Below are 14,386 nucleotides of genomic sequence, written 5' to 3' on the forward strand. Positions count from 1 at the left end.
CATGCATATATTAACCAATATCTCCAAGACGTAATACGTCACGAGCAATCATAACTTCTTCGTCAGTTGGAATTACGATAATTTTTACTGGAGAGTGTGGGAAGCTGATAAATGCTTCTTCACCGAATACGTTATTGCGTTTTACGTCGAAGTATACGCCCATGTACTCAAGGCCTTCTAATACGCGCTCACGAATAATTGCACTGTTTTCACCTACACCAGCTGTAAAGATGATAGCGTCAACGCCTTTCATACGAGCTGTGTAAGAACCGATGTATTTATGGATACGGCTCACGAACACGTCAAGTGCTACTTTCGCACGGTGGTCGCCTTCTTCTTCTTTCGCAATGATGTCACGTAGGTCACTAGAGTAACCAGTAAGACCTAACATACCACTCTTCTTGTTTAATACGCTAACTACTTCTTCTACAGTTTGGCCTGTTTTTTCCATGATGTATGGAATTAACGCAGGGTCAATGTTACCAGAACGTGTACCCATTGTTACACCAGCAAGTGGAGTGAAGCCCATAGAAGTATCGATAGACTTACCGCCTTCTACTGCTGCGATACTTGCACCGTTACCTAAGTGACAAGAAAGTAGGCTTAAGCTTTCAATTGGACGACCTAATAATTCAGCCGCACGCTCAGTTACATATTTATGAGAAGTTCCGTGGAAACCGTATTTACGGATGCCAAATTTCTCATAGTACTCATATGGCAAGCTGTATAAGAATGCAGATTCCGGCATTGTTTGGTGGAATGCTGTATCGAATACTGCTACTGCTGGTACGTTTGGTAGTACTTCTTGGAATGCTTTAATACCAACAAGGTTTGCTGGGTTGTGAAGTGGTGCTAAATCGCTTAATTCTTCGATATCAGCTAATACTTCAGCATCAATTAAAACAGAATCAGCAAATTTTTCGCCGCCGTGTACAACACGGTGACCGATACCGCCAATCTCATCAAGAGATTTTACGATTCCGTTTTCAGTTAATTTCTTAAGAAGCATGTTAACTGCTACTGCATGATCTGGGATGTTTGTAATTTCTTTTTGTTTTTCGCCATTTACAGTAATTGTGAAGATACTATCTTCTAAACCGATACGTTCTACTAAACCTTTTGTTAATACTGTTTCACTTGGCATTTCAAATAATTGGAACTTTAACGAAGAGCTTCCTGCGTTAATCGCGATGATTTTTGACATCTAGTCTTTCGCCCCTTTTTCTCTTGGTAGTTGTGTGGATCATTCCACAAACCGCTCGATTTTATCTAATTAAATTCACTCATTATGAAAACGTTTCATCATTAGTAAATTTTATACTCACGATTTTAATTTAAACATCGTCCGACATATATTTCAAGTGAAAAAATTGTAACACCAAGAAAAAAATATATTACAGATTTCAAAAAATTCAGTTAAATCTTGTATATATTAAAAAACATTACATATCCTATAAAACTGTACTACATTAATTACTAACCCTGTTACATATATATCGTATTATTTATGTGTTGCAAACCAAGTATTCAATTGATCCATAATGTTCTCCATAGCCTTCATGTTAGAGAATTTAGGTAATTCCACTAGTAGTGCCTGTTTCGGCATTGTTACACCTTGGCCTTTCTTTTGGAGAACAAATATACTTTTTGCATTTTTCTCGTTTTTAAACATGGAAACAGGAAGCTGTAATAATCCTTGAATAAAACATGTCTCTTTAATGAATGCATGTAGCTTTGGCGCTTGATCACTTTCAAAAATGAAGTTTGGTACTAAGAAGAATAAATACCCGCCTTCTTTCGTATGTTTCACACTTTGTTCAATAAATAAGTGATGTGCATATGACATTCCTTCATTTGCTTTTAATGTATATTCACTTGCAACAATTTCATTTGGATAATAACCAATTGGTAAATCTGAAACGACTGCATCAACTGGATCAATATAAAGTGGTGCTAGTCCATCTTGGTGGAAGAATTCGATTGCATGCTTTTGTAAATTTGCATTTACTAAAGCAAGTTTAATTAACACCTCATCCACTTCTACACCAAATCCACTCATTGTTAGTTCTTCTTTGGCGCTATTAAACAATGTAGTCATTAAGTTACCAGTTCCAATTGCAGGGTCTAAAACAGTAATTTCTTTTTGACCTTGCATAAACTTATGGAATAAGTAGCTCATGAACATTCCAACTGCATCTGGCGTCATTTCGTGATTCGCTTGTACGCCCTCTTTCATTCCTTTTAAAATGGCTAGCTGAAATGCTTTACGAATTTCTTCCCCTTTATATGTTTCTTCATTAAACGTACTATATTCACGATTCAACCTTTCAATTGTTGATTCGGATAATTCCTCTTGTAAAATCGCTCCTTCAAACAAGTTATCACCTGTTTCTACAAGCGCCTCTAAATATGTTACATCTAATTCTTTACGTAAAACTACCGTAGAAGAATCAAAAATAGAAAATAATGTTTCTACTGCCTGACTCACGTACATTCCTCCTTCTCTCTTTTACACATAACTTATATCATACCATAATCTAAATTTTTCCCAAAAGAAAAAGCGACCTCTTGCAAAGAGCTCCCCTTCAAGTTGTTTATGATGTAACGTCTTTTCTCATATATTGGTTCAGTTAACAATACATGAGAAAAGACGACCTCTTCTAAAGTAAAACTTTAATGAGAGGTCGTCTTCATTTACATTACTTCGCAGATTTAGCTGCTTCTAATGCTGCTTCATAGTTTGGATGGCTTGTACCTTCGCCTACGTATTCTGCGTAAACTACTTTGTCATTGCTATCTACTACGAATACTGCACGAGCAAGTAAACGAAGTTCTTTCATTACTAAGCCGTAAGCTTCACCGAATGAAAGGTCACGGTGATCAGAAAGTGTTACAACATTTTCTAAACCGTTTGCTGCACACCAGCGTTTTTGAGCGAATGGTAAATCAGCGCTAATTGTTAATACTTTCGCGTTTTCAATACCTGCTGCATCTTCGTTAAAACGACGAGTTTGTGCATCACATACACCTGTGTCGATTGAAGGTACAACACTAATTAATTTCACTTCACCTTTGTATGTTTCTAAACTTACTGGAGATAAGTCATTTGCTAATACTTGGAAGTTAGGCGCTTGATCGCCAACTTTAACTTCTGTTCCAACTAAAGTCATTGGGTTACCTTTAAAAGTTACATTTGCCACTTAAAAATCCTCCCTTATTTTAAACAAAATATGTACAATGTAAATGATAGTTTGTCCCTATCGATAATGCAAATAAAATCGCTTTATTTACAAAAAAATTAAAGAAGCTAATCCACTGATCAGCTTCTTTATTCGTTAAATTTGAAATTCAGGATCATCTTCTTTTCGTTTATCCATCATTTCTTTCACTTTATCAACAGCTTGTGGCGCTAATTCAATTATTTTATCGATGACGTGTGTTTGCTTATCTAAGTGTAATACTTTCACACCTTCTCCATTTATAACAAGAAAGGCAACAGGATTAATAGAAACTCCTCCACCACTTCCCCCGCCAAATGGATGACGGCCTGAATGTTCTACCCTGCCAAATTCACTTCCACCAGCAGCAAATCCAAAACTGACTTTCGAAACTGTAAGAATTACACTTCCATCTGCCGCTTTAATTGGGTCACCAACAATTGTATTTACATCAGTCATTTGTTTTAAATGCTGCATTGCGGTTGTCATTAAACCTTGAATTGGATGGTCCATTCTATATCCCCCCTATGCTTGAACAGATTTTTCTGTCATACCAGATCTTTGCTTTCTCATAAACACGAGTAATTTTATCGCTGTTTTTACAGTACGGAATATACGAAAAGATGCTGTTAACTCGCATCTTGATGCAAATCCCTTTCCTTGAAAAACAGGAGTAATTTCAAATTCTGGTACGTCGACAATATGCATATATTGTCCTACAACTCCAGCAGCCATTCCTTTTGTCCCCCATGCATATCCAGTGACAATTCCAGTACTAGCCGCGTCGCCTGCTCCAATTTGCGTATGCCATTTCCAACCATTGATTTTCACTCTTTTGAGAAAATCTTTAACAATAGTATGAACGTCTTGAAGCTTTTTTATCAGTTCCCCTATACTATCGAGTTGTGCCATAATTTTATTATCTATTCCGCCGTCCTCTTCAGCTTTTTTAATTTTTTGTCCTGTCTTCTTCTGCTGTTTTTCAATTCTTTCCAATACATCAAACGTATATCGAATCATCCATATTTTCACTTGAAATAAACATTGTTTTTCCATTTCTGAATATAAAAACGTCACCTTAAGCGATATTTTCGATAATAGTATAAGCAAAATAAAAAGTAGAAGAATTATCATTCCAATTACGAGCCACTTCATTCGTACCATCCTTTCACTCCATACCCATTATCGACAAGTTTATTCATCATTAAACAGACCTTGATAAAATTGAATATAAAAATTTTTCTAAAAATAAAAAGGAATTTTGACAATTTATATCGAAATATACTATTTGAACATATCATCCAGAAACATACTCTGACGATATGTAGCACTAAGACTAGAAAATTTAACTGCAGTGGAGGGATACATAATGGCAAATCGTCGCAATTTATTTTTCTTTTATGGTGATGACAAAGTAACGCTCGTTGAAAAAATGAAACCAGTATATCGTATTTTAGAGGAGAATGGATTTACCATATTAGATCATCCAAAAAATGCAAACGCTATCGTCAGCGTTGGAGATGATGGGACTTTCTTACAAGCCGTTCGTAAAACCGGCTTTAGAGAAGATTGCTTATACGCAGGTATTTCTACGAAAGATGAAATTTCTTTCTACTGCGATTTCCACATCGATCACGTTAATACAGCCCTTCAAGAAATTACAAAAAACGAAATTGAAGTGCGAAAATATCCAACAATTAAAGTAGATGTAGATCACGGTACATCTTTCCATTGTTTAAATGAATTCACATTACGCTCTAGTATCATTAAAACATTTGTCGTAGATGTACACGTCGACAATTTACATTTCGAAACCTTTAGAGGTGATGGATTAGTTATCTCCACACCAACAGGAAGTACCGCTTACAATAAATCATTACATGGTGCAGTTGTCGATCCACTTATCCCATGTTTCCAAGTAAGCGAACTAGCATCTTTAAATAACAACACATACCGTACACTCGGGTCACCGTTCCTTTTAAATCACGAGCGTACGTTAACTTTAACACTTAAACCAGATGGAAATGATTATCCTGTTATCGGAATGGATAACGAAGCACTTAGCATTAAACAAGTGGAAAAAGCCGTTGTTCGTTTAAGCGATAAACAAATTAAAACTGTTAAATTAAAAAACAACTCTTTCTGGGAAAAAGTACAGAGAACGTTTTTATAGTAATCAAAAAACCCTCGAATTATGGGATTTCCATAATTCGAGGGTTTTTTATTTATCAAATGCAACTTGACGCTGTTTCACAAAACATTTTGGAACAGGACAACAGTATATGAAATTATATCAACGATTTTACCCAAAATATCAATTTACCGACATCATCAACCTATCTAAAAAGAGGAAGCAGCACCAAAATGTATTTTCGGAGCCGCTCCCTCAAATTTTTAGACGTCTTTTCTATAAACAATCTTCCCATCAATGACGGTCATTTCTGCCTGTACTTCTTTTATTTCTTCCGCCTCAATTTCAAAAACATTGCGGTCTAATATCGTAAAGTCTGCCTCATATCCTTTTGCGATTTGTCCTCGCTTCGCTTCTTTTCCGATTGCATACGCACTTCCTGTTGTAAATAAAGAGACAGCTTCATATACCGTTAATCTTTCTTCTGGCATATAGCATACGCCGTCAATAAAACTTCTACGTGTAACAGCACTATATATACCTAAAAACGGATTCACTTGTTCAATTGGAGCATCAGAGCCTCCATTACAGTGTAATCCTGCATCCAGTAACGTCTTCCAAGCATACGCATAACGAAGACGGCGTTCTCCTAGTTTTTCAATAACTGATGGAAAATCTGACGAAACAAAGACTGGCTGAATATCAATAATAGCTGGCAAGTGTTTCATTCTTTCAATCAACTCTTCACGAGCTAGCTGACAATGAATAATACGGTCACGTAATCCTTCTGCTGGTGGATGTAATTCAAGCGCACCAATGACATATTCAAGCGATAAATCACCAATTGTATGAATGGCAACTGGCATATGTAAATCTCGTGCTTTTTTCACTAAACCTGCAAGCTCTTCACGTGAGAAAATGGCAACTCCATTTGTTTCCTTCTCATCTTCATACGGTTCACTTAATAAAGCTGTTCTTCCGCCGAAAGAACCGTCAGAAAAAATTTTCATCGCACCAAATTCAATATAGTGCTCATTTTCATATTCTTTTCGTTCATTCGCTACTTCATGGTGAACGAGTAAATGCGCTTTAAACCGCATTTCTTTTATAACGTGTGAAAACGCATTGTACGTTTTTTGAAAGCCACCATAATAATTTAAGTCTTCCGTATGTCCGCCAACTAATCCGTATTGCCAGCAGTCTGAAATCGCTGTTTGCAGAGCACTTTGCAAATACACTCCATCTATTTCGGGCTGAACATGTTTAATTAACTCTTGTCCTTGCTCATATAAAAGTCCTGTTAATTTATTTAATGAGTCACGACCAATTTTTCCGCCCTTTGGATCTTGCGTCGCTTCTGTTATGTTCGCTTCTTGCAATATGTATGAATTCACCCATGTCACGTGACGACAAACACGCTTTAATAAAATCGGATGTTCTTTAGAGATTTCATCTAAATCACGTACATGAACTTGTTTTGTATCTGTGAAATTATTTTCATTCCATCCTTCTCCGATAATCCAAGATCCTTTTGGCGCTTCTTCTACGCGCTTCTGAACAAGAGTAAGTACTTCGCTATAAGATTTGCAATTTGATAGATCTAGACGAAGCAACCTCTCCCCATGCCCAATAAGATGCATATGGCTATCAACGAGTCCTGGAATCATCGTTTTCCCTTTTAAGTCATATAACTTCACTTCTGAATATCGGTTTTCTAACTCTTCTTTATTCCCCATATGAACAATGACTCCATTTTCAACGTAAATAGCTTCTACTTTTTCATTCTCTTCTCGCATAGTGTAAATGGTGCCGCCATACCAAATTTCTCCCATATACTCGTCCCCCTTTTCCTTTAGTCTACGAAATTAGAGCGTATAAAAAAAGCACCATTTCGATTAAAAATGGTGCTTTTCCAAAAATTATTTTTGTTCAGTAGGGTTCGTTGTAATTTGCCATTCAATGTTAAATTTATCTTTTAGTTGTCCGTATGCTGGGCTCCAGAAAGTTTCTTGAAGTGGCATAATAACTTCTCCACCTTCTTGTAAATTATCAAATACTTCTTTCGCTTTTTCTGCATTATTAATTTGAATTGCGATTGTTACTTGAGATCCGATTGCATGCCCTTGACCTGGGAATGTATCAGAAATCATAAGGTCCGTATTACCAACTTTTAAAGTAGCATGTAAAACGCGCTCTTTCGCTTCAGCTGGAATTGGGTATTCTGGATTTTCAGGCATGTCACCAAAAGTTTGCATTACTTCTACCTTTGCGTCTAACGCCTCTTTGTAAAACTGTACAGCTTCTTGCCCACTACCATCTAAAACTAAGTACGGATTAATACCTAAAATCATACGGACACCTCTTTTTTTAGTTTATAAAAACGAACTTGTGTTCGTTTTTATAATATCATCGTTTTACATTTCATTCAACTATTTACTTCCCTATTTTCAAAATTATTTTGAAGGAAGCTCCATTTCTTGTTTTCTAAGTTCAATACGGCGAATTTTTCCGGAAATCGTTTTTGGTAGTTCATCTACAAATTCAATTTTGCGAGGGTATTTATATGGTGCAGTCAATTCTTTGACGTGTTGTTGGAGCACTGGAATTAATGTTTCTTCGTTCTTGTCTATATTCTCTCTTAATACGATAAATGCCTTCACGACACTTCCGCGAATTTCATCAGGGCTTGCAACAACCGCACATTCTCTTACGTAAGGATGTTTTACAAGCGCATCTTCTACTTCAAACGGTCCGATTGTATAACCAGAGCTAATAATAATATCATCACCGCGACCTTCAAACCAAAAATAGCCTTCTTCATCTTTTTTCGCTTTATCACCGGTAATATAATAATCACCGCGGAATTGCATCGCTGTGCGCTCATCGTCTTTATAATATTGTTTAAAGAGTGCTGGTGTTTCAATGTGAACTGCGATATCACCAACTTCTCCTACCTGTACAGGAGTTCCTTCTTCATTTACGATATCAACATGGTTTCCCGGCGTCGGTTTTCCCATTGATCCTGGTCTAATGTCCATCCCTTTCATTATCCCAACGAGTAATGTGTTTTCCGTTTGCCCATAACCGTCTCTTACCGTAATATCAAAATGCCTTTGGAACGTTTCAATAACTTCCCTGTTTAACGGCTCACCAGCTGATACAGCGCTATGTAACGCTTCTAAATTGTACTCACTTAAATTTTCTACCTTTGCCATTAATCTATACTCAGTCGGCGTACAACAAAGCACATTCACCTTATTATCGCCTAATAAATTTAAATACGTTTTTGGTTCAAACTTACCATTGTATACAAATCCTGTTGCACCTGAACCGAGAGTCGCTACAAACGGGCTCCAAATCCATTTTTGCCAACCTGGACTAGCCGTTGCCCATACAACATCTTCTTCTTCGATTCCGAGCCAGTTCGGGGCGCTTGTACGTAAATGAGCGTATGCCCATGCATGCGTATGAACAACTCCTTTTGGATTTCCTGTCGTCCCTGACGTATAAGATAAAAAGACCATATCTTCTTTATCCGTCTTCGCCATTTCTAACGTATCACTTTCCGTTTCTAATGCTGTTTTTAAATTCGTCCATCCATCTACTGAACGCTCGCTCAGGACGAATTTTTGAAGAGATTCCACCGCTTCTACGCCGTCAAATTGTCCAATATACGGTTCGTAACTTACGATAGCCTTTACTTCTCCGTGCCCAATACGATACTCGATATCTTTTTTACGCAACATTTCTGAGCTTGGAATAACGACAAATCCTGCTTTAATCGCAGCAATATACGTCATGTAAGCTTCAATTAAGCGCGGCATCATAATAAGGAGCTTGTCCCCTTTTTGTAAGCCACTTTTTATAAAAGCGTTTCCAATTTTATTCGCACCTTGCATTAATTCAAAATATGTAATCTCTCGTCTATTCCCTTTATCATCTTGCCAAATTAAAGCAAGCTTCTCTTTATCACTCGTATATTTCTCTATTTCCGAAACTAAATTATAAGACGGCGGCGCTAACAATTCCTCTCTCTTCATATAACATCCTCCTTTATTTCTATGCCTCCCTTATATAATAAAGAATTTTCAGTAAATTTTGAACCCTCTTCTTTTGACAATTTTTTTATATTTATGTCGAATTGATGTATGAATGTATAGCGACGATGTTTTTAACATAACGATTCATCGGCAAATAACGACGAAAACGACAAAAAGAAAGAGCGGGAGAACCCGCTCTTTCTAAGCCATCGTATATGGGATTATTTTTGGTAACCGCCTAATTGTTGCTCAGCTAGTGAAACTAGACGTTTAGTAATTTCGCCACCAACAGATCCGTTAGCGCGAGATGTTGCATCAGCTCCAAGTTGAACACCAAACTCTTGAGCGATTTCGTATTTCATTTGATCTAATGCTGCTTGAGCACCAGATACTGCTAATTTATTTGTGCTTGCCATGTTGTATCACCTCCTTGTGAGTATAGAGTGTGATAAACAACATGACTTCATGCACATTTGAATGTGGTAATTTATGGGTTTAGAAAAGTTCTTCGAATTTTTCTTCTTCAGCCACTACTTCTACTGTTTGTAATACCATTGTTTCTTTGTTCGCTACAGCCTCTTCAATTAACGGCGCGAAATCGTACTTCGCTTCAAAACGATTTGCTTTCTCACGCTTCGGTTTCGTCGATGGACTTGCTGGTGTAAATACTGTACAGCAGTCTTCATATGGACGAATTGAAATATCATACGTTCCAATTTCTTTTGCAATTTTAATAATTTCTAATTTATCCATCGTAATAAGCGGACGAATAACAGGATAGTTTGTCACTTCGTTAATCGTATGCATACTATCTAACGTTTGGCTCGCTACTTGTCCAAGACTTTCACCAGTCGTAATTGCAAGTGCATTACGCTCCTCTGCAATACGCTCTGTAATACGCATCATCATACGACGCATAACTGTCATAGAATAGCTAGATGGAATTTCTTTATTAATCGTTTTTTGCACTTCAGTAAATGGAACAAGGTGAAGTGTTACACGTTTACAGTATTTCGTTAACTCTTGTGCTAAATCGATTACTTTTTGTTTCGCGCGCTCGCTTGTGAAAGGTGGACTATGGAAGTGAACTGCTTCCACAGATACGCCGCGTTTCATCGTTAAGTAAGTTGCTACCGGGCTATCGATACCACCAGAAAGAAGTACCATTACTTTTCCGCCAACGCCAACTGGTAAACCGCCAGCTCCCATGTGCTCACCACACATAATATAGCTGTAACCACTGCGAATTTCTATACGTACATTCACATCTGGATTATGAACATCTACTGTGATATCCTCTGTATTTTCTAAAATGTGCCCACCGATTTCTGGAAGTAACTCCATCGTCTTCATTGGGAAGCGCTTATCAGAGCGGTGCACTGTAATTTTAAATGTTTTCACATCACCTTTTACTTGTAAGAAAGCTGCTAATGCACCTTTTTTAATATCTTCTAATTCTGATGGTACTTTCATTGCTAAGTTAAACTTATGAATACCAAATACATCTTTCAATCTTTCAGAAATTGCTTCATGGTCTTCACCATTTAACTGAATGTACATACGATCATGTGTTGCATCAATTTTAATGTTTGGGAATTTTTTTAATTTGAATTTCACATTATCTTTTAACGTACTTACAAACTTAGAACGGTTCTTTCCTTTTGTCGTCATTTCTCCATAACGAACTAAAATATATTCATATGTCATCATATTTCTTTACCTCATCACTTCATATAATTTTGGCATTGTCTCTTTAACAATACCTTCAAATTGTTTTACTTCTTCCATCGTGTTGTCTGGTGCTAGACTAATGCGAATCGCACTTGTAGCTGCGGCGTGCGGTACTCCCATTGCCACTAGTACTCTGCTCACTTCATTTGCTTTTGAAGAACAAGCAGACTTCGTCGATACATATACACCATGCTCTTCTAAAGCATGAACGACTACTTCTGGTTTTAAACCGACAAATGATACATTTAAAATGTGCGGTGCCGCATATTCAAGTGATGTATTAATCGTTACAGTTTCCATCTCTTTAAAGAAACGGACCAGCTCTGTTTGTAAATTTTGCAAATGAACTATCTTTTCTTTCACTTGTTCCATCGTCATACGAAGTGCTTTCACCATCGCTACAATACCAGGTAAATTTTCTGTACCTGAACGATACTTGAGCTCTTGTTGACCACCTGATAAGATTGGATCTAATCTTACACCATCACGTACGTAAAGAAGACCTGTCCCCTTTACGCTATGAAATTTATGTCCAGATATTGAACAAAGGTCAATATGAGAAGCGTATAAATCAAGTGGTACTTTTCCTATCCCTTGTACATGGTCCACGTGGAATCTTATTTTCGGATAGTTCGTTAATAATGTTCCAATTTCAGTAACGGGCTGAATCGCTCCAGTCTCGTTGTTCACGTGAATAATTGACACAAGAATCGTATCTTCACGAAGTGCTCGTTTTACATCTTCTACCGATACAACACCGTGCTCGTTAACCGGTAAATACGTTACATCAAAACCGAGATCTTCTAATTGTTTATATGCTTCAAACACAGACGCGTGTTCAATATTTGTTGTAATGATATGTTTGCCGCGCGAACGATTCCTCATCGCTATCCCTTTAATCGCAAGGTTATTCCCTTCCGTTCCACCTGATGTGAAAATAATTTCAGAAGGTTTAACGTGAAGGAGCTGTGCCGCAATCGTTCTCGATTGTGTTAATAGACGCTCTGCCTCTCCTCCAAGCGAGTGGATAGAAGAAGGATTACCAAAATATTTCCCTGCAACCGTTACGTACGATTGAAGCGCTTCTGGATATGGCTTCGTCGTCGCACTATTATCAAAATAGATCATCGTTCTTCCCCTTTCAGCGCTATCACATCATATAATCATATCACAAATACGTGTAATTACGCTAAGACTACTCAAAGGTTCCGTTTTTATATAAAAGTGTACATTTCCCCCGGCCATTTGCAGGCATACTGAGTGGTGAAGATTAATAATCAGTGGTGGATGAAACCCCATCACTTATGGTTTCACTTTATCCCGCTATTTGTGGGCAGTAAGACTCCCACCTCAAAATTCAGCTGGAGCAAAGAAGTTAGGTGGGAAATCCACTGCCCGTAAATGCCCGATTGGTGAAGGCTAATAATCAGTGGGGGGATGGCCCCCTCCCACTGATTAAAGTTTCACTTTATTTTGAAACGAACAACCTTACTGTATTCCGCTATTCATTATAGCAACATCGACTTCAAAATTACACAAAAAAACAAACCCTTTATTAAAGGGTTTGCTCATTGTCTACATATTCAGCTATTTTTTGAACAACACCAGGTTCAAGTTGCTCTAATATAGAAGCCGCTTGTTCTAAAGCTGCATCGTATTGATATTCACGGAATAATTTCTCCGCATAATTTAAGCTTTCTGCAAGATTCTCATCATGACTGCGGTATCGGTTACCGTATTGAATTAGTTTTTCAACTAAATAAGCTTGTCCAATTAATTCTTCTGTCATTTCAGATACACCATTCACAACTGTGTATGCTTCTTCTAAACTGCTATTTACAGTATTCATATTTAACGGCTTTACTTCTAATTGCTCATATACAGCTTGCATCGCCATTTGCCCTTTTTGTAAATCTTCCATAATACTCTCTGGAAGACCTGGTAAATTCGACTTCTGCATAAAACGTTTCGTCTCAAAAATTGTATTTCGCATTTCTTGTAACTTCTCACGTGCTTCAAATTCTTCTTTGCGCATCGTTTGCAGCATTTCTTTATATTCTGCATGAAGTACTTTTAAAGTTTCACATTGCTCATAAACCTCTTCTAGTTCCTCACGAATGATAGAGAATGCAATATCTTGTTCAGCAACGCGTATTTGTAACACTTCAAAACGTTTCATTAAAATATGCATTTGCTTTTCAATTACTTTTTGTGACTCAATATCTTTGTCTTGTAATTGATAACTTTGTTTCACAAGTTGTGTTTCTATTTTCGTTTCAATTGTTTCTGTACGAATTTCTTCTAAATCTTCATAAACAGACAGTGTTTTTTGCTCCACATAATGTTTCGCATGCACTTCTTGTTCAAGTTGATCATAAAAACTGTCTAAACGAGTTTTTAAGTTCTCTACTTTTTCTGCTGCTTCTGTTATATGAAGTTCCTGTATATCCATTAAACATGTGTGTAGTTGTGTCGTCATATCGCGGACTTCTTTAGGGATTTCCAAATACTCTAATACATAGCCTTGTCTTATCATATCATCATGGCCTTGTAATAAATCTTCCAGCTGAACTGGTAATGTCGCTTGACACTCTACCAATAAATCCGGAATTTGATGAATAACGATTTCTAAACTTGCTAAACCTTCTTCTAAACTAATAACAATTTCTCTCGCTTTTAAATAATCACCATTATCTGTTGCCTCTTCAAAAGTTTTGAACTTCTCGGATTCAACATCTAACATCTCTTCAATTTTTTGCTCAGCTGCTCCATACATGTGTCGATGAGCAAGAACGCTCTTTTTCATACTACGATATGTATCACGTAACCCTTCAATTTCCGCGCTATTTTTCTCATGGCTTTCTAACAGTTGCTGTAATTCATTTAAAATGTCTGTAATACGATTATCAGCGTCATCTAAACCACTTATGGATTCTTTCATCGCATGCTTTGCTTTGCGGAAGGAGAATTGCGAGGCGAATTTTCGCGCTTGCCCTAAATCTTTTTCAGCTTTCGGAAGAGTTGTTGATACAATTTCATCCCACTCTTCACGCCATTTACCAAACAGCTCTTCTGTTTGACCTGTCATATTTAAATCTTTTACCCGCTTTAGTTCATCTGCCACAGGTTTATCTTTTATCTCTTGTTTCCACTGCTCCAGTGCTTCAATATCTTTATATGAACGATTTCTTATCACAAGCTCTATCATGAGCAGCACTAGAATAGAGCTTACTACAATGATAACGATCGTCAGGATAGAATCCATG

The 14,386-nt window shown here is 37.1% G+C and carries 13 protein-coding genes; 1 reads left to right on the forward strand and 12 read right to left on the reverse strand.

Annotated features, from left to right (window positions below; genetic code table 11):
• Positions 1-10: 10 nt before the first annotated feature.
• The 5 genes from ackA to JFU23_RS11110 form a co-directional block, all read right to left on the reverse strand.
• Positions 11-1,204 (reverse strand): acetate kinase, encoded by a 1,194-nt coding sequence (gene ackA / locus JFU23_RS11090; protein WP_002015546.1) that lies wholly within the window; start codon positions 1,202-1,204, stop codon positions 11-13.
• A gap of 297 nt (positions 1,205-1,501) precedes the next feature.
• Positions 1,502-2,488 (reverse strand): class I SAM-dependent methyltransferase, encoded by a 987-nt coding sequence (locus JFU23_RS11095; RefSeq protein WP_002015548.1) that lies wholly within the window; start codon positions 2,486-2,488, stop codon positions 1,502-1,504.
• A gap of 211 nt (positions 2,489-2,699) precedes the next feature.
• Entirely contained in the window at positions 2,700-3,200 is a 501-nt protein-coding gene (tpx, locus tag JFU23_RS11100; protein WP_002015549.1) for a thiol peroxidase, read from the reverse strand.
• Between the two features lie 135 nt (positions 3,201-3,335).
• Positions 3,336-3,731, reverse strand: coding sequence for a GerW family sporulation protein (ytfJ, locus tag JFU23_RS11105; RefSeq protein WP_199671903.1), 396 nt, complete (start codon positions 3,729-3,731; stop codon positions 3,336-3,338).
• A 12-nt stretch (positions 3,732-3,743) separates the two neighbouring features.
• The gene (locus tag JFU23_RS11110) at positions 3,744-4,382 is read right to left on the reverse strand and encodes a DUF2953 domain-containing protein (RefSeq protein ID WP_016102961.1); all 639 of its coding nucleotides are present in this window, start codon (positions 4,380-4,382) and stop codon (positions 3,744-3,746) included.
• Between the two features lie 205 nt (positions 4,383-4,587).
• On the opposite strand from JFU23_RS11110, the gene JFU23_RS11115 reads away from it, so the two are divergent.
• Positions 4,588-5,391 (forward strand): NAD kinase, encoded by an 804-nt coding sequence (locus JFU23_RS11115; protein ID WP_201031900.1) that lies wholly within the window; start codon positions 4,588-4,590, stop codon positions 5,389-5,391.
• Positions 5,392-5,612: 221 nt separating this feature from the next.
• Here JFU23_RS11115 and JFU23_RS11120 read toward each other — a convergent pair whose 3' ends face one another.
• The 7 genes from JFU23_RS11120 to ezrA all read right to left on the reverse strand — a co-directional run bounded on the left by JFU23_RS11120 (position 5,613) and on the right by ezrA (position 14,385).
• Positions 5,613-7,181, reverse strand: coding sequence for an amidohydrolase (locus JFU23_RS11120; protein ID WP_201031901.1), 1,569 nt, complete (start codon positions 7,179-7,181; stop codon positions 5,613-5,615).
• An 87-nt stretch (positions 7,182-7,268) separates the two neighbouring features.
• On the reverse strand, positions 7,269-7,700 hold the full coding sequence (locus tag JFU23_RS11125) for a VOC family protein (RefSeq protein ID WP_201031902.1): 432 nt from the start codon (positions 7,698-7,700) through the stop codon (positions 7,269-7,271).
• A gap of 102 nt (positions 7,701-7,802) precedes the next feature.
• The gene (gene mbcS / locus JFU23_RS11130) at positions 7,803-9,389 is read right to left on the reverse strand and encodes an acyl-CoA synthetase MbcS (RefSeq protein ID WP_002167572.1); all 1,587 of its coding nucleotides are present in this window, start codon (positions 9,387-9,389) and stop codon (positions 7,803-7,805) included.
• A 221-nt stretch (positions 9,390-9,610) separates the two neighbouring features.
• Positions 9,611-9,805 (reverse strand): alpha/beta-type small acid-soluble spore protein, encoded by a 195-nt coding sequence (locus tag JFU23_RS11135; protein WP_000168891.1) that lies wholly within the window; start codon positions 9,803-9,805, stop codon positions 9,611-9,613.
• 79 nt (positions 9,806-9,884) lie between these two features.
• Complete coding sequence (thiI, locus tag JFU23_RS11140; protein WP_002067574.1) at positions 9,885-11,099, reverse strand: tRNA uracil 4-sulfurtransferase ThiI; 1,215 nt, start codon at positions 11,097-11,099, stop codon at positions 9,885-9,887.
• A 6-nt stretch (positions 11,100-11,105) separates the two neighbouring features.
• The gene (locus JFU23_RS11145; RefSeq protein WP_002067571.1) at positions 11,106-12,248 is read right to left on the reverse strand and encodes a cysteine desulfurase family protein; all 1,143 of its coding nucleotides are present in this window, start codon (positions 12,246-12,248) and stop codon (positions 11,106-11,108) included.
• 427 nt (positions 12,249-12,675) lie between these two features.
• Entirely contained in the window at positions 12,676-14,385 is a 1,710-nt protein-coding gene (gene ezrA, locus JFU23_RS11150; RefSeq protein WP_002129414.1) for a septation ring formation regulator EzrA, read from the reverse strand.
• Position 14,386 lies beyond the last annotated feature (1 nt).

The organism is Bacillus sp. TH50, assembly GCF_016650565.1.
In the GTDB taxonomy this organism is placed as follows: domain Bacteria; phylum Bacillota; class Bacilli; order Bacillales; family Bacillaceae_G; genus Bacillus_A; species Bacillus_A mycoides.